This is a genomic window from Cysteiniphilum marinum (genome assembly GCF_014857925.1).
Taxonomy (GTDB): Bacteria; Pseudomonadota; Gammaproteobacteria; order Francisellales; family Francisellaceae; genus Caedibacter; species Caedibacter marinus.
The window spans coordinates 129,974-147,278 of the sequence record NZ_JACYVZ010000001.1 but is presented as its reverse complement, the minus strand read 5'-3'; the positions used below and the strand labels follow the sequence as shown (position 1 = coordinate 147,278).

General features: G+C 38.2%; 17 protein-coding genes. 5 read left to right on the top strand and 12 right to left on the bottom strand.

The window, feature by feature from the left end; genetic code table 11:
* Window positions 1-62: 62 nt before the first annotated feature.
* Window positions 63-2,777, bottom strand: coding sequence for a preprotein translocase subunit SecA (secA, locus tag IE867_RS00640; RefSeq protein WP_225629899.1), 2,715 nt, complete (start codon window positions 2,775-2,777; stop codon window positions 63-65).
* Window positions 2,778-2,861: 84 nt separating this feature from the next.
* Between secA and IE867_RS00635 the strand changes: the two genes are divergently transcribed.
* The gene (locus IE867_RS00635; protein WP_192482842.1) at window positions 2,862-3,317 is read left to right on the top strand and encodes a hypothetical protein; all 456 of its coding nucleotides are present in this window, start codon (window positions 2,862-2,864) and stop codon (window positions 3,315-3,317) included.
* Window positions 3,310-3,984 carry an HAD-IA family hydrolase gene (locus IE867_RS00630; RefSeq protein WP_192482841.1) on the top strand — a complete coding sequence of 225 codons (675 nt, stop codon included), beginning with the start codon at window positions 3,310-3,312 and terminating at the stop codon, window positions 3,982-3,984. Before IE867_RS00635 ends, IE867_RS00630 begins: the two co-directional genes overlap by 8 nt.
* A 229-nt stretch (window positions 3,985-4,213) precedes the next feature.
* On the opposite strand, the gene IE867_RS00625 is transcribed toward IE867_RS00630, so the two are convergent.
* The gene (locus IE867_RS00625; RefSeq protein ID WP_117003692.1) at window positions 4,214-4,501 is read right to left on the bottom strand and encodes a helix-turn-helix domain-containing protein; all 288 of its coding nucleotides are present in this window, start codon (window positions 4,499-4,501) and stop codon (window positions 4,214-4,216) included.
* A gap of 217 nt (window positions 4,502-4,718) precedes the next feature.
* Between IE867_RS00625 and IE867_RS00620 the strand changes: the two genes are divergently transcribed.
* Entirely contained in the window at window positions 4,719-5,168 is a 450-nt protein-coding gene (locus IE867_RS00620) for a hypothetical protein (protein WP_192482840.1), read from the top strand.
* 98 nt (window positions 5,169-5,266) lie between these two features.
* On the opposite strand, the gene IE867_RS00615 is transcribed toward IE867_RS00620, so the two are convergent.
* The 6 genes from IE867_RS00615 to IE867_RS00590 form a co-directional block, all read right to left on the bottom strand.
* Window positions 5,267-6,274, bottom strand: a complete 1,008-nt coding sequence (locus IE867_RS00615; RefSeq protein WP_192482839.1) for an FUSC family protein — start codon at window positions 6,272-6,274, stop codon at window positions 5,267-5,269.
* Window positions 6,267-7,286, bottom strand: a complete 1,020-nt coding sequence (locus IE867_RS00610) for a hypothetical protein (RefSeq protein WP_192482838.1) — start codon at window positions 7,284-7,286, stop codon at window positions 6,267-6,269. The genes IE867_RS00615 and IE867_RS00610 overlap by 8 nt, the downstream gene beginning before the upstream one ends.
* Entirely contained in the window at window positions 7,261-8,133 is an 873-nt protein-coding gene (locus tag IE867_RS00605; protein WP_192482837.1) for an HlyD family secretion protein, read from the bottom strand. The genes IE867_RS00610 and IE867_RS00605 overlap by 26 nt, the downstream gene beginning before the upstream one ends.
* A gap of 68 nt (window positions 8,134-8,201) precedes the next feature.
* Window positions 8,202-9,146 carry a DMT family transporter gene (locus tag IE867_RS00600; protein WP_192482836.1) on the bottom strand — a complete coding sequence of 315 codons (945 nt, stop codon included), beginning with the start codon at window positions 9,144-9,146 and terminating at the stop codon, window positions 8,202-8,204.
* Between the two features lie 219 nt (window positions 9,147-9,365).
* The gene (gene ruvB / locus IE867_RS00595) at window positions 9,366-10,412 is read right to left on the bottom strand and encodes a Holliday junction branch migration DNA helicase RuvB (RefSeq protein WP_192482835.1); all 1,047 of its coding nucleotides are present in this window, start codon (window positions 10,410-10,412) and stop codon (window positions 9,366-9,368) included.
* 115 nt (window positions 10,413-10,527) lie between these two features.
* A complete protein-coding gene (locus IE867_RS00590; protein ID WP_192482834.1) occupies window positions 10,528-11,076 on the bottom strand; it encodes a PadR family transcriptional regulator in 549 nt (182 codons plus the stop codon).
* Between the two features lie 246 nt (window positions 11,077-11,322).
* Here IE867_RS00590 and IE867_RS00585 point away from each other — a divergent pair, with 246 nt between their 5' ends.
* On the top strand, window positions 11,323-12,507 hold the full coding sequence (locus IE867_RS00585; RefSeq protein ID WP_192482833.1) for a multidrug effflux MFS transporter: 1,185 nt from the start codon (window positions 11,323-11,325) through the stop codon (window positions 12,505-12,507).
* Between the two features lie 11 nt (window positions 12,508-12,518).
* On the opposite strand, the gene IE867_RS00580 is transcribed toward IE867_RS00585, so the two are convergent.
* The gene (locus IE867_RS00580) at window positions 12,519-13,115 is read right to left on the bottom strand and encodes a hypothetical protein (protein WP_192482832.1); all 597 of its coding nucleotides are present in this window, start codon (window positions 13,113-13,115) and stop codon (window positions 12,519-12,521) included.
* A 358-nt stretch (window positions 13,116-13,473) separates the two neighbouring features.
* Here IE867_RS00580 and IE867_RS00575 point away from each other — a divergent pair, with 358 nt between their 5' ends.
* Window positions 13,474-14,025 carry a hypothetical protein gene (locus IE867_RS00575; protein ID WP_192482831.1) on the top strand — a complete coding sequence of 184 codons (552 nt, stop codon included), beginning with the start codon at window positions 13,474-13,476 and terminating at the stop codon, window positions 14,023-14,025.
* Window positions 14,026-14,091: 66 nt separating this feature from the next.
* Here IE867_RS00575 and pdxT read toward each other — a convergent pair whose 3' ends face one another.
* From pdxT to guaB, 3 genes are all read right to left on the bottom strand, one after another.
* Window positions 14,092-14,637: a pyridoxal 5'-phosphate synthase glutaminase subunit PdxT gene (gene pdxT / locus IE867_RS00570; RefSeq protein WP_192482830.1), complete on the bottom strand. Its 546-nt coding sequence runs from the start codon at window positions 14,635-14,637 to the stop codon at window positions 14,092-14,094.
* A gap of 2 nt (window positions 14,638-14,639) precedes the next feature.
* Window positions 14,640-15,515: a pyridoxal 5'-phosphate synthase lyase subunit PdxS gene (gene pdxS, locus IE867_RS00565; protein ID WP_192482829.1), complete on the bottom strand. Its 876-nt coding sequence runs from the start codon at window positions 15,513-15,515 to the stop codon at window positions 14,640-14,642.
* A gap of 328 nt (window positions 15,516-15,843) precedes the next feature.
* Entirely contained in the window at window positions 15,844-17,304 is a 1,461-nt protein-coding gene (gene guaB, locus IE867_RS00560; protein WP_192482828.1) for an IMP dehydrogenase, read from the bottom strand.
* Window position 17,305 lies beyond the last annotated feature (1 nt).

Sequence of the window (17,305 nt, the reverse complement as noted above, 5' to 3'; positions counted from 1 at the left end):
TATAAAATCATAGTTTTTCTATAGTGCATCACTTCAGTAACAAAAATAAAGAAAGATTTAGATTAATCTAATGCACCATGACATTGTTTATATTTTTTGCCTGAACCACAAGGGCATGGGTCGTTGCGCTTTACTTTAGGCATATCGCGCACAAACGGTTGTTGTGCTTTTTCTTGTGCACTTTGTGCATTTTCCTCATTAGGTAGTGATGAAGAGCCACCTGCTAAAACATCCTCATGTTGAGCTTCAATATTTTTAATTGAGTTTTTCCACTCTTCTTCCATACGCTGTGCTTCTTCTGGTGCTTGGATTCTGATCTTAGCAAGATTAGAAATCACTTCATATTTGAAGTTATCAAGCATACTGGAGAAAAGTTCAAAAGATTCTTTTTTGTATTCATTCTTAGGATCTTTTTGCGCATAACCTCTTAGATTAATACTATTACGTAAGTGATCCATCGCATTTAAGTGCTCACGCCAATGGGTATCCAAGGCTTGCATTAGACTGATTTTTTCAAATTGACGAATGGACTGCGCCTCAAGGTTTTCTGTCTTTTGTTGATATTCTTCAACAATGGCTTTGATCACTAGCTCTTTTAATGTTTCATCATGCAAATGGTCATCTTCAGCAACCAGCTTACGTAAGCTCAGCGAAATAGAAAAATCACCTAGTAATGCTTTTTCCAAACCTTCTAAATCCCACTGTTCTTCCATTGAACCAGCTGGCACATGGTCATGGAATAGTTTTTCAGCAACGTCATAACGCATATTAGCAATGATTTCAGAAACATCATCTTTGCCTAATAACTCTTCACGCTGCTTATAAATAACCAAACGCTGTTCATTAGCAACATTATCATATTCCAATAAGTTCTTACGAATATCAAAGTGGTATTGCTCAACTTTAGATTGCGCTTTAGCAATAAAACGCGTCATCATGCCAAACTGGATAGACTCACCACCAGAAAGCGCTTTTTTCATGCGATTAGCTAAACTCTCAGAAGCAAATATACGCAATAGATTATCATCCATCGACAAATAGAAACGACTCTCACCTGGATCACCTTGGCGTCCAGCACGACCACGCAACTGATTATCAACGCGACGTGAGTCATGACGCTCTGAGCCTAAAATACACAAACCACCCGCTTCAATGACTTGTTTATTACGTTCTTTCCATGCAGTTTTGATTTCATTAATTTGTGCTTCGCTTGGTTCTTCGATCTCAGCAATTTCTGCTTCCCAGTTACCACCTAATATAATATCCGTACCACGACCTGCCATGTTCGTTGCGATTGTAACATTTCCAGGGTAGCCTGCTTGTGCGATAATTGCTGCTTCTCTGGCATGTTGTTTAGCATTTAACACATCATGCTTGATCTTTTTCTTGCGCAGAAGTGTTGATAGGATCTCAGAAGTTTCAATGGACGCTGTACCAACGAGTATCGGCTGCCCCTTTTCAACTCGTTCTTTGATATCATCAACAATCGCCATAAACTTATCTTTTTGATCACCAAAAATGCGATCATGATGATCTTGACGTTGCGGTGGACGATTCGTTGGAATAACCACTACTTCTAAACCATAAATTTCATGAAACTCAAAAGCTTCCGTATCTGCTGTTCCCGTCATTCCCGACATCTTATTATAGAGTTTGAAGAAATTCTGGAACGTAATTGATGCGAGTGTTTGGTTTTCACCTTGAATTTTAACGCCTTCTTTAGCCTCAATCGCTTGATGTAAACCATCTGACCAACGACGCCCTTCCATCGCACGCCCCGTATTTTCATCAATAATAATGACTTCTTGATCACGAATAATATAATCAACATTTTTCTGATATAAACTATATGCACGTAAACAGGCATTTAAATAATGCATTTTCGTTACATGTTGTGGTGAGTAGAGATTATCCCCTTCATTTAACACACCTTCTTTAATCAAAGCCGTTTCAATCTTTGTGTGACCCTGATCAGTTAAATAAGCTTGTTTTGATTTTTCATCTAAATAGTAATCGCCATCAGTTGCTTCTTCGTTTTCTTGTTTAACTAAGGTTGGTACCAATCGATTAAACAACAAATACATATCTGAGCTATCTTCTGAAGCACCTGAAATAATCAATGGCGTTCGCGCTTCATCGATCAAGATCGAATCAACCTCATCGATTACCACAAAGTTACGACTGCGTTGAACCTGCTCTTCCTTGCTAAACGCCATGTTATCGCGCAAATAATCAAAGCCAAATTCATTATTTGTACCATAGGTGATATCGCAAGCATAGGCAGCACGACGTTGATCAGGTGATAAATTGGCAACAATCACACCCGTCGTAAGCCCTAAGAAGCCATAGATTTGACCCATCAATTCAGCATCACGTGACGCTAAATAATCATTGACCGTGATCACATGCACACCTTTACCAGTTAATGCATTTAAATATACGGGCAATGTTGCAACAAGGGTTTTACCTTCACCAGTACGCATCTCAGCAATTTTTCCTGAATGCAACACCATTCCACCAATAAGCTGGACATCATAATGGCGCATACCTTTCACGCGTTTTGCCGCTTCTCTTACAACCGCAAAGGCTTCTGGCAACAATTGCTCAAGGCTATCGCCTTTGGCTAACCTTTCTTTAAACTCAAGGGTTTTGTCTTTAAGCTCAGCATCAGATAGCTTCTCAATTTCTGGCTCTAAAGCGTTGACTTTATTAACTGTCTTTTGCATTTTTTTAATCAAGCGGTCATTTCGACTGCCAAATAATTTTTTAATAATCATTGATATCCTAGATAAGGCTTTTCCACATAACTGGTTTTGGATTATACTGCAACTTATACCATAACAAAAGCCAAGTGCATCAAAATGATCCGTAAGAATAATACATCTGTCACTGAGCTTTTAAGCAGCAGAAAAAACAAAAAAGGCTCACTGTTGCATACCATTAAACAACAACACGAACTAGTGAAAACAACCGAGCAAAAATTACTGCATTTTGATATCCCCTATTTCAACCATACTAAAGTGTGTTTTTACAATGGCAAAAAATTGGTGTTAAAAACAGAAATCCCTGAATTGATTGCTAAATTTCGAGAACTTAAAAAAGATCTTATTGCACTATTAAATACCAGTGAGTACTTTAAAGACCTAAGCACTTTAGAATTAGTCCTTGTATTTGAGCCAAAGCAAAAGACAAGCTCATCTGAAGCACATATGCCTAATAGTGCACAAACTGCATTTAAAAACTTGGCAAAGACACTAGAAGATGGTCAAATCAAACATGCGATAAACAACCTTCTTAAAAAGCATCACCATGAATAAAACCCACTATAATAGCCTTTTTTTTGATCTTGATGGCACACTCATCAATAGTGTCAATGACATCACCTATGCATTGAATAAAATGCGTGCACACTTCTCATTGGATCCAATTTGCGATCAAACAACAGCAAGTATTATTGGTAGAGGCTTTCCAACAACAACTCAAAAAGTATTAGCACTTGATTTAGCACCTGACAAAGTCGCCACTTATGCCAATGATGCACTAAAGCTTACATTAGATTATTATGAAGAAGCAATGGGGCAACACACACATATATACCCTGGCGTTATCAACGCATTAACTCATTTTAAAGAGCTTAAGATTAAAATGGCGGTTGTGACAAATAAGGAAGAAGCACATGCCATTAAAACACTAGAGCATTTAGGCCTAAGTCAATACTTTGATTGCGTTATTGGCGGTGATACCACACCATTTTATAAGCCAAACCCTGCACCTTTAGAATATGCCGCTAGAATGCTAAATGCGGATATAACCGCAAGTCTTATGATTGGTGATTCTGCCAATGATGCTTATTGTGCTGAAGCCTATAACATGCCCTATATTTTGATTAGTCACGGCTATGCCAATGGTGTCGATTTACACAGCCTAAATGCTCTTGCAGTGATTGAGCATTTTGATGAATTAAAAGATTACATTATCGGCTAAGACTAAATGCTCACCCACAAGTGCTCACCGTACCCTGAGCGTAAGTCGAAGCGGTGCATTGAGCATCAGTCGAAGTGGGTAGCTTGGGAAAATCATACTTCATAAAGGCTTCGACTTACGCTCAGCCAACGCTTACACAATCAAAGTGGGCAGGAATATGGTCATAGCCACATTATCTGAAACAAAAAAGGCTGCACATGGCAGCCTTTAGATATTTAGATTGTTGAAATTACAACATACCGTAATGTGCTAATTTCTTACGGAAAGTACCACGATTAATACCTAGAATTTTTGCAGCACGGCTTTGATTACCACCAGTGTATTCCATTGTTGCTTCAATCAAAGGCAGCTCAACTTCAGCCATCACCAACTCATAAACGTTTTGCGGCTTAGTACCTTGTGAAACCATATTTTTATAATAGGTTGCAATCACTTCTTTGATATGATCACGCAATGGTAAATCTTGTTGATGAGCATCTTGTTTATGCGCATCGCCGTAGTGCATAGTTGCAGGCATAATATTTTCCTCTTTAGCTTGATTATCTTATATTTTTGTTACTTGTTATTCAACAGAAACTCCCCACCAAATCATGTTTTGAGCACTGTTTTTTATTGATCTTATCAATCAACTGTGTATTATAAGGACAGGCTAATTTAAAAGCAAGCATAATACTTGCTCAATAACTTGGTTAAACTTTCAAAATAGTAATTAATAACCTTAAAGAACGATATTCATGACAGATACACCATTTAGAAAAACGCTCTCGCTAAAACGCAAAAAGCCAACTGAAGCTAAATCTCAACAGGAACAAAATAGCAAACCAAATAATAAGTACAAAAACACGAGTACTAACAATACTCATGGCAGAAGCAATAATACGTCACAACACAATCAGCGTCCACACAGACCAAAACGCCATTTCCAAGAGCACGAAGTAAGTTTTAGTACACAAAAGCAACATCAAGACAATACACCAGATCACATAGCAGTCCTTGCTAAAAACGATCCATTATTACAAGGTTTACAAAAAAAGCGCGAAGGTTTACTTGAGCAAATTAAAGTACTTGAGCAGCGTTTGGTGTTCATCTCTAGCGAGCCACTTCAGGCAGCTTGTAATGAACTAAAAAAAGAAGATACTGCCATTTTGTGCCAGATCAACGATCACCTGATCAGCAAGCAATAATACTAATTCATCTATAAATAAACCACTATCAGCTAGCACCTCTCCCTTGAGAGAGGTCGTTCAGTGTGAGTCTAAACGGGTGAGGGGGATATTAAAACTCAACTTCTTTTTGACTTATTACTTTGTTTAAACTGAATCAATGCACTTTGCGCTTGATACGCCAAATGATTAAAAGCGTGTAGATTATTTATAATTTCCTTTTCAACATCTGTGGTGAAATGCTTATTCTCACATACTTGGTCTAAAGCGTGTTGACGCGTGTCATCATAATCTAGCAACTGGCTCAAATCATCACAGATTATCTCAAAGACCGTCTTATTTTGAGCGATAAACGCATGCATTTCTTTTTCATTATATTCTGCTAGATAATGCAAACTCAGCAAATGCACTCGCATTTTAAAAACAGGCTCAAGACAAGCATCCATTAAGTGTTGTTGGTTCAATCTTAACTTTGATTTGTTGAGCTCTGCCGCCTGCTTTAGACTCAACAAACTATTGTTAAAGTTTGTTGCATATTCAATTGATATATTCTTAAACTGGTGTTTTGCAAATGATTGATACATCAGGGAAAAATGCTTGGCATACGCCTCTAAGATATCCTCTAAGTCCTTTAAAATAGCGTGTGCGATCATCTTTCTTGGTCTGAAAAAAACCTCTGCAATAAAACAAATAGCACATGCAGCAAAGGTATCCATTAATCGCGCTAACATAAAAGTTGCCGGTGACATGCCTTTGGTGTACATCACGGAATAAAGCAACATAACTGCAATGGTCACAAACATAGCCGAATAGGTGTAATTGATCATTGAAAAATAAAGCACAAAAAGTACCAGCAATGGCAAAAAGACAATCCAAGTGACATGTGCCATAATTATTTCAACTAAAATAAAGCCAAACAAAAGCCCAACAATCGTACCAATTAAGCGCATTTTGATACGGTTATTAACAAGCCCAGGTTCAAAAGGCATATAAATAATCATCAAAGTCATTGCGATCCAATAACCACGTTCTATATCAAAAATCAACCACACAGCAACAGCAATGGTAAGCATAACACTGATTCTAACCGCACGATAAATACTTAGACGATCCATAATACTAAGCATATTTTTTCCTTAATGCTTTGACTTTTGTATAAAGCGTATCTAACAATTCTAAACGTATATCCGCACGTTCAATCGCTTGCTTTAATTGCATATTTTCTTCAAGTAATTGCAAACGAGACGCTCGATTTTCAAGTGCTTTGGCTTTGATTGCTAGATCATCCTGACCCAATAAGGCATCAATTTTAAGACATGCTTCATAAAATGGTAGGCTCACCGCATGGTTATTAATAATGTAAACATAAATCATTACAATCTGGTATACCACATCAATATATTCATCAATAATTTGATTAAACTCAGCATTAAAATGCTTGTGGCATTTAGCTCTTTGTTGACGTAGATAATACAAATGTCGATACATGCAATATAAGTTATCGCGATAACCCTTTTCATCTGTGCTACTTAACATCCGTCTTAATGCATAGATGTATTCAGTCATCGCAATCAATAGCTTTGCTTCGTAACGTCGTGGTTGAGTCATAGCAACTGCTATAGAGAACAACATACAAATAATAATCGCCATACTATAATTAACAAACATCTGAACATTCTCAATTGGCGCCATCATTGTTGGATCATCAATTAAATGAATGAATATTGGCAAAAAAAGCACACTCATGCCAAGATATAAGCGCAAATTCATATCTTTAAGTGTCAGCAAATAATAGCTTAAAGAAAATATAAGCACCAAAAAAATAGTCCAACCCTTTGAGCTTGCGACAGCAAAAACACATGTAAAACAAAGCCAAACTCCGACGCTCATAATTATAGAAGCTTTCACCTGCCCCCAACGCGACTGACCAAGTGGAAAAGCACTCAGAAAAATAAGCATCACTGAGACTAATAAGAAAATAAGAAAGTCTGGCCATTGAAAAATCATATAAAAAATCAGTAACGCGCAGAATGCGACTAAAGTAACAATAACATGATAAGCAATATCTAAATAAGGATCCTGTGGCAGTGTATAACTATCGCGATATTTACGTTTATTTCGTCGGTTCAATCGTAACATACGCACTTGCCCCGACATGCAATGGAAAGTTTGGATCTGGATTATCTATTTTAATCATTACTGGAAAACGCTGCGGCAACAGTAACCATTGATTCTCTTGTGGCACCGATTGTAAAAGATCGGCTGAATCAGAAGCTCGTCTGCCCACCGCCCAATTCGTATCGGCAACTCTTCCTTGATAGACTTTATTACCCATATACATCCGCAAACGGATAGTAGCCTTATCTCCCTTTTTAACATTAGCCAAATCGGTTTCTTTGAAATTAGCCTGCACCCACCATTGATTGGTATCAATAAATGAAAATAAGCTCTGATAGGCATGCACCAATGTTCCTTTTGCTAAGAACAAATTGCTAACAATGCCATTTTCAACAGCATAAACTTTCGTTGCTGCCAGCTGGGATTTTGCGGCATCAACTGCTAATTGTGCTTGCTGTACTTTAATTTTTGTGGCGTTAACCTTTGTTTTTAATAACTGAAGCTCACTGGCATTTTGTTGCAACAAATCTTTTTGTGCGTAGTTTGCTAATAACTCCTTTGCTGCCTGATAATCAACTTGTGTAGCCTTTAGGTTCAAATTAGCCTCTTGTAGTTTTATCTCATAAGGCTTGGGATCTAAGGAAAATAATAGTGTACCCTTTTTCACCATTTGATTATTATTTACATAGACATCCTGCACTTTGCCTGAAACTTCCGCTGCAATCGGTTGAACATTCGCAACAACATAAGCATTATCGGTTGATGTCGAGCGTGTCGCCCAAAAATAACCTGCATAAGCAATCATCAGTAAAACAACGATACTAACAACTACTTTGCTGCGTTTGAGTAAATTAAATAATGCTGGCATTTCTTACACTAAACTCCTTTTATATAGACAAATCAAGTGTAGAACATTCGCACTTTTTCGCAACTTTTTTAACAAGCAACCTGAGCATATTTTTTGTTACCTTTTGAGGCAAAATAAATCCCTATAATTAACACGACACTCCACAAGATAAACGACTCCTGCACGTGCGTGATATTAAACAACACGCTAAAAATGCCTGCCCAAAAAATAAAGCTTGCATTAAATGTCGTCCCAAGACTCGCTCCTATGCATTTAATCGCATGATAGTAAGCAAGATATGAGCTTGAGGCAGATAATACACAACCGACAATCAATAGTGGTAAAAATAAATGACTTATCACTGCCCACGTTTGCTGATAATCAAAAATAAGCAATACCACAAGAATCAGCAAATAACTCAATGCTGAAACACTTTGACGAACCGCTAAAAGCCACGAAACATCTTGTGTTGATGATTTTTGCGCGATCGAGAATAAAATCGACTCAGCCCCCCAACCTAACATTGCGCAACTGGCGAAAATCAAGCCGATTAAAATATGTGGTGCACCTGATCTGACCCCTGCAATGGAGATAAACATCACTGCAATCACTGATAAGATAATACCAACAATCTTTATCTTCATTGGCTTCTCTCGCAATAAAGTCATTGCTAATAACAGTGCAATAACCGGATAACATGAGGTGACCACACCAGCGTAAACAGGTCCCGCGTAAGCAATACCCATAATACCGGCGACCATTCCTAGAGGTCCTGCACAAATAGCAGCAATGATTAAGGGCCAAAAATTCTTATGTCTGGTTTTAATCATATTTGTTTTAAAACTGCCGCGCATCGTGTGATAACTATAAATCCCAATACAAGAAAAACTGTCTTGCATCAAAGATAATATTAACGCAAATACTAATACCGCAAAAGTTGCTGCACTAAACAAGGCTTGCTCAGAGTAAACGTTCGTCAATACATCGTTTAAGCCCCATAACATACCTGAAATAATTCCAATAATAATACCCAAAACTTCCCCTCTTATACTTGCTTTATTGACAATAACTCATATTGGCTATAACCATATTCCCGCCCACCTTGATTGTGTAAGCGTTGGTTTGGCGTAAGTTAAAGCCTCTATGAAGTGTGATTTTCCCAAGCTTACCCTCTTCGGCTGATGCTCAGTACATCGCTTTGACTTACGCTTAAGGTACGGTGAGCACTTGTAGATGAACATTTAGTCTTAGCCCTAATACTCATCATCTAACGATAACTGCTGCAAATCATTTAATTTCTCGGGCATAACCACATCAAAATGCCGATAAGCATGTTGAGTGGCCACGCGCCCTCGTGCTGTACGCATAATATAACCCTGTTGTATCAAATAAGGTTCAATCATATCCTCTATCGTGCCACGTTCCTCTGAAATCGATGCGGCAATGGTATCTAAGCCAACAGGACCACCCGAGAATTTATCAATCAACGCCAATAAATAACGTCTATCCATATGATCAAAGCCGACTGGGTCAACATTAATTAGTGACAAGGCTTTATCGGCAACCTTATGATCAACAACGCCTTTGGCTTTAACATCAGCGTAATCACGCACACGTCTTAACAGGCGATTAGCAATACGAGGCGTGCCACGCGCGCGTTTTGCAATTTCCTTGGCACCAGATGCTTCAATTGTTACATTTAATAGCTTAGCTGAGCGCATTACAATATCTGCCAAATCATTAACTGAATAAAACTCTAAACGCTGCACAATGCCAAAACGATCTCGAAGTGGCGAGGTCAAAAGCCCTGCTCTGGTCGTCGCGCCGACTAAAGTAAAAGGGGGCAAGTCAATTTTAATTGATCTTGCCGCAGGTCCTTCACCAATCATAATATCAAGCTGATAATCCTCCATTGCCGGATAAAGAACCTCTTCAACTACAGGACTCAAACGATGAATTTCATCAATAAATAACACATCATTGGCTTCAAGATTAGTTAATAATGCGGCCAAATCACCTGCCTTTTCTAATACGGGACCTGAGGTTTGTTTTAATGAGACATTCATCTCATTGGCAATAATATGTGAAAGTGTCGTCTTACCCAAACCAGGAGGACCAAAAATAAGCACATGATCTAAAGCTTCAGAGCGCTTTCTGGCTGCTTCAATAAAGATCTCCATCTGCTCTTTGACAACTGGTTGACCATGATAATCTTTGAGCATTTTAGGACGAATCGCACGATCAATCTGCTGATCTTCTTTTTGTTTATTACCCGAGATAATACGGTCTGTCTCTATCATAGAATGCAAGTCATCAAGGCTTTTTACAACTAAAGTAAAAGCCTATCATGTTTTCACTTTAAAAACGATTAAAACGATATGATTTTTAGTGTCTTACTATGATGCGTTATGTAATTTACATCGCCTGTAACGATTGAACCGTCTCTTTTGCCCATTCCAATTCAGCTTTTAAACGCTTTTCATTATAGCGATATACTAATAACAGATAATCTTGATCCTCTCTGCCACTATGATCGACATTGATGTGATTAACCACTTCCGTGAGCTTAATCTCCATCATTTGTAAGTGGGTAATGTAGTTATTCACATGTTGTAAAATCTCTACTTTATCGATCGCAAAACCATTGCTTAGCTTTAATAACAATTCATTACGTTCTTTGCCACCATAGCTAATTGGTTGCATTAACCACTGTATTAAATGCGTACGACCTGATTCTGTAATTGCATAAATACGCTTTTGACGTTTACCACTGGATTCATCTAAGCGTGATTCAACAAATCCTTGATCCTCTAGCTGCTTAAGCATCGGATAAATTTGCGCATTACTTTCTGACCAATAAAAGTGGGCTATCTTTTCAAAAAGCGCTTTTATACCATAGCCTGACAATTCTTTTTTATTGAGTAAACTCAAAATTGCATAACAGGAATTATTTTCTCTTGCCATATTTTTCCTCTGTTGTTTTTATTATATAAATGCTGGCTGAGCGTAAGTCGAAGCCTTTATACCACTCACAAACATTCTCTCATTTCGAAACATATCCTTAGAGGGTTGCTCAGGCCATGACCATCATTTCTTAGTAACTGGAGTAGATACTCAATCATAGTCAAAAATTTTTATTGCATTTTACGCACACCAAGAGTATAGTCAACCGGTATTTAATACCTATATTAAAAACCCAATGAGGATAAGATGAAAAATAAGATGATGTTTTTGGTTCTCAGTGTTTGCATTATTACCCCTTTTGCCAACGATGTTTTTATTGCTTCTTTTCCAGAAATGGGGCAAACGTTTAATACATCACATATTGGCTTAGTGATGACCGTTTTTATGATTGGCCTTGCTGCTGCCCAACTTTTTTACGGCCCACTACTTGATCGCTTTGGCAGAAAACCCATTTTAATCATTGGGCTTGTTATTTATACTTTAGCCAGTTTGATGATTGTCTTTTCAACAAGCTTTCACATGTTGCTTATTGGACGTTTTTTTCAAGCAATAGGCACATGCAGCAGTATTGTTGCAGCGATGGCAATTGCTCGTGATGTCTATAAAAAAGAAGACCTTGTTAAAGCAATGGCAATGATTATGGCAATTATTGGTATTTGTCCGGCGATTGCGCCACTTCTTGGTAGCGTATTGCAAGAACTATTTGGCTGGCATGGTGGCTTTATATTTTTGCTGTTGCTTGGCGTATTTTACTTATTGGTTATTAGCTTTCTATTTAAGGAAAGCATCCAACAAAAAAACATGCATGCGACAAAACCTAAACAGCTTTATGATAATTATCTATCATTACTTAAAATCAAAAGCTTTCAAGGTTATATTTTAACAAGCGCTTGCTCATATGGTGTTTTATTCTCATATGCTGCGGCAAGTAGCATGCTGATTATCGGGGTATTTCACTTTTCAGTACTTGCCTTTGGGATCATTTTTGCTGTTAACTCACTGGCAATTGTGATTATGTCTATTTTGGCACCGAAACTAAATAAACGCTTTAGCATCAGTCAACTGGTACTCACTGGTGCAATACTTCTGGTGATAGGTGCAGTGTTAACGATCCTATTAAATGTCATATTCACAAGCAATATCTATACCTTAGTATTGCCTATGTGGATCACAACCCTAGGCTACGCCATGATTCGCCCAACAGCAAGTGCCGGTGCTATTTCAAGCGCACCGCATCATATTACAGGATCGGCAGCGGCATTGTTTAACTTCATGTCTTTCTTAGGTGGCGCTATTGCAACTTTCTTATTGACACAGTTCTCAATGACAAGCATTCATTTTGCAACATTTGTACTTATTATTGGGTTGTTTGCTGTTATTTGTGCACGCCATGCGCACAAAGGACATTCATTTGAATTTGTTACTGCTTAACGTTAAAAACGTTAAAAACGTATAAAAAACTTCGCGGTAAATACCACGCCAATATAAGATAATTCTGCGCCAAAATTTTTATAAGCATAATCAATATAAAGCTCAGGAATCGGCAATACAGGTAAATATTTTGCAATATCCGACATACGTTGGTCATAACCTGAAATTAAGCCTAAGCGATAGCCCACATTCATTTGGTTATTTTGCGAAAACTGTTTGGTATAGAGATTGCGTTGCACCCCAACCACAAAAGCTCGATCGCTAAATGAATTAAGCAAAGTACCAACAAAAATACTATTATAAAGTCCACCAATCAAATTATTCGACCAACGATCATGCGCTCGACTTTCAGGGTTAAAATGCCAAGTAAACATCCCTAAGTAAACAGCATTATCCGGCTGTGTACCTTTCAAAAATGTCCAAAAGCTCTCATCCTTACCTGATTTATCTGAAGAATCCTGCCCTTCATTATCGGAGCTATTTGCTTTCTGTGCTGACTCGGGACCAATGGCTGCATTCGCTGATGATGTAGCATAATCAGTATTATTGGCAGCAAAACTCATACCTGCCAAAGCCAATAAGAGCCACCCGAATAAATAGTTTCTCACTCTAAACCTCATTTTAATAAGAAATCATTACAAAAGTAATTCATAAACAAATAAAAATAAGCGCGCATCATCGCAAAATATTGCTTTATAGTCAATGAACAAAAATAGGCAATAATCAAAGTAATACACCTAGAACCATGACACAAAATATCCCCTTGAATAAGTTGAAGCATGTTTTTCTATGTTAGCTTAGTAAATTTAGCTGCAAGCGTTGAAAGAAATGTTATAATCTCTATCCGATAATGTTGACGTATAGATTACTTAGCCCTATAAAAACAATTCAGGTGAGTATATATTAAACATAAATAACTATAAGCATTATCATTTCTGGGTATAACAAAATTAAGGATAGTAATATATGGGAAAATGTCCTGTCTGTAATCGCAAAGCAAAGCGACTTTGCTTATTAGAAAATATTACCTCTATATGCAGCGCCTGTTGCGGTAGCATTAGAAAAGAAAACACATGTTCAAAATGTTCTTATTACCAACCCCCTCGTAGAAACTACAAACAGATTACTGCGTATTCTCCTAATGAAATGGAGGCCTCTTTATATCTACAAAATATATCTGAGGTGATTGAATCAGCTATTTGTAATTATGACTATGAAGCCTCATGGAACCTTAAAGATCCGACTGCTATTCGCATTATTGAATTACTCTTAGACCAATATCATTTTCAAGACACTCAGCCAAAAGAAGAAAATGAGACCATACTATTAGGGTTTAAAGAAGTTGCTAAAAAAATGCAAAAAAATCTGAAAGAAATTCCTAATGAAGAGATAATCAAGACACTAGGCGCTATTTATTTTGTTGCTGTAAGGCGAACCAGAGGTAATAGAGAATATCTAAATATCATCAAGCAATATGTTGGACTCAATACTGGCATAGGAAGAATGAGAGTTATTTAATCATTCCCTTCACTAGAGACAACCATCTTCATTTATATCAACAAATGATTGGCAAAACCAATCTTCCTATTGACGTATTAAATCGACAAAATATTTATGCACTGGCGAGCTTTGACATAACTCAGGATGAAAAGTTGCTGCGAGTATTTTATTTTTTCTAATTAAAACTGGCTTACCTAAATGATAAGACATGACATCAATTTCTTTATCATTAATCGCATTAATAATCGGCGCACGAATAAAAAAGGCTTCGACCTCTTCCTCTGTTGTGTTAAATTTAACATTCAGAGGGAAAATACCACTTTCTAACTGTCGTCCATAACCATTGCGGATAACATCGACATCCAACACACCCATTTTTTGTAATAGAATCACACCAGCGCACGTTGCTAAAACTGGAATCTCTTGCATACGCTTAATCAATGGTTGCCACAGTTGATGTTTCTGCAACAAATACGTCATTGTTGTACTTTCACCACCTGGTAAAATCAACGCATCAACTTTAGCTAAAGCAGCTTCTGTTTTGACTAAAATACAGTTAACACCCAGTGATTCAATTTTTTTCTGGTGCGCATCATACGCACCTTGTAAGGCAAGTACCCCGATATTCATTACTAACCTCTAACTGAAAACATCTCGTGTGGCAACAAGTGATCACAGTTGATTCCAGTCATTGGCGCGCCTAGATCTTCTGAGACTTTAGCAATCACATCTGGATCATTAAAATGTGTTACAGCACTTACGATGGCTTCAGCACGTTTTTTAGGATTATTCGATTTGAAAATACCCGAACCCACAAAAACAGTTTCAGCACCTAATTGCATCATCATCGCTGCATCAGCAGGTGTTGCAATACCACCGGCTGAGAAATTAGGTACAGGCAATTTACCATGTTCATGTACATATCTTACTAACTCGTAAGGTGCGGCTAGTTTTTTAGCAATTGCCATTAGCTCACCACTATCCGCCATTTGTACTTCTTTGATCTGACGATTTAATGCACGCATTTGTTTTACCGCCTGAATCACATCACCTGTCCCTGCTTCACCCTTAGTACGGATCAAAGCAGCTCCCTCGCCAATTCGACGCAATGCCTCGCCTAAATTACTACAACCACATACAAAAGGGACTTTAAAAGCATGCTTATCAATATGGTTTTCATCATCAGCAGGTGTTAATACTTCACTCTCATCAACAAAGTCAACTCCTAACGACTCTAAAATTTGCGCTTCAACAAAGTGACCGATACGCACTTTTGCCATGACCGGAATACTCACTGCTGCCATAATCTCTTTGATCAGTTTTGGATCTGACATGCGTGCCACACCACCGTCTTTACGAATATCAGCAGGAACGCGTTCAAGCGCCATCACTGCAACAGCACCCGCCTCTTCAGCGATTTTTGCCTGTTCTGCAGTTACAACGTCCATAATCACGCCACCTTTAAGCATCTCAGCCAAGCCAACGTTAATCTTCAATCTATCGTTCATGAGCCAATACTCCACTTTTATTTTGAGTTTAAAATAAGATTTATAAATACTGTATCGCAGTAAATTATTTAACGATACATAAAATACCCGCATACAATAGAGCAATTTTAATGCTGATACAATCGCTTAGATTCCAAATCTGCTTTTTTTGTTATTTTTCATTCTTTTTTCTTGATATCAACCAAGTAATTACGCAGCAAGATTAGCCTGATCGCACCCTGAGCAAAGTCAAAGGGAAATACACAAATGACAAAGAAACAATCATTGGCTTCAACTAACGCTCAGCCAACTTTATAAAATAAGGATAGAAGTAATTGCCTTTATTTAGTTATTTCAATTGATAGTTTGGTGGCTCTTTGGTGATCATCACATTATGCACATGGCTTTCGTTAAAGCCCGCCCCTGTGATTTTGACAAAAGTTGGCTTGGTATTCATTTCAAGAATTGTAGCGCAACCGGTATACCCCATTCCAGCGCGCAAGCCACCGATTAATTGATGAATTACCGCAGCTAATGTACCCTTATATGGAACGCGACCTTCAATACCTTCAGGTACGAGCTTTTTGGCATCGACACTATCTTGGAAATAACGATCTGATGAGCCTTTTGCCATAGCACCTAATGACCCCATACCTCGATATGATTTATATGAACGCCCTTGGAATAATTCAACTTCACCAGGGGACTCTTCGGTTCCTGCAAACAATCCACCAACCATAATAACAGAAGCACCTGCGGCAATTGCTTTACAAATATCACCAGAGTAGCGAATACCACCATCAGCAATCACAGGTACACCCAATGGTGCCATCACAGCAACCACATTAGAAATAGCCGTTAATTGCGGCACACCAACACCAGCAACCACTCGAGTTGTACAGATTGATCCAGGACCAATACCCACTTTGACACCATCAGCTCCCGCCTCAACTAGAGCTTTCGCCGCTCCCACTGTCGCAATGTTGCCACCGATAATTTGTACTTTTGGGAAATGTGTTTTTACCCATTCCACGCGATCAAGTACACCTTGTGAGTGACCATGTGCCGTATCGACAACAATCACATCAACACCGGCTTCAACCAATGCCTTGACACGTGCTTCAGTGTCTCCTGCCGTACCAACAGCTGCACCAACCACCAAGCGCCCTAACTCATCTTTACAGGCATTGGGTTTATCAATCGATTTTTGAATGTCTTTTACTGTAATTAATCCAACAAGCTCATAGCTGTCATTAACAACCAATACTTTTTCAATACGATGCTGATGTAATAAGCGTTGGATCTCATCTTCTTGAGCACCTTCTTTAACTGTTACTAAACGCTCTTTTGGCGTCATAATACTTGAAATCGGTTGTGTTAGATCTTTGGCAAAACGAATATCACGCGAGGTTACTAAACCAACGAGTGCCTTACCCTCAACAACCGGCACACCCGAGAAATGATACTGCTCAGTAATTGCCAACAACTCACGTATCGTTGTTTCAGGTGAAGCAGTAATCGGATCAATCACCATACCATTTTCAAACTTCTTAACCTTGCGCACTTCAGCTGCTTGTGCTTTGATCGACATATTCTTATGAATAATACCCACGCCACCCTCTTGCGCCATAGCAATAGCTAAGCGTGATTCGGTTACGGTATCCATTGCAGCGGATACTAATGGCATTTTTAGTTTTATTTTACGCGTAAGATGCGTTTCTAATGAGACCTGATGTGGCAATACATTGGAATAACCAGGCGACAACAGCACATCATCAAAAGTGATGGCTTCTTCAGTGATACGTAACATA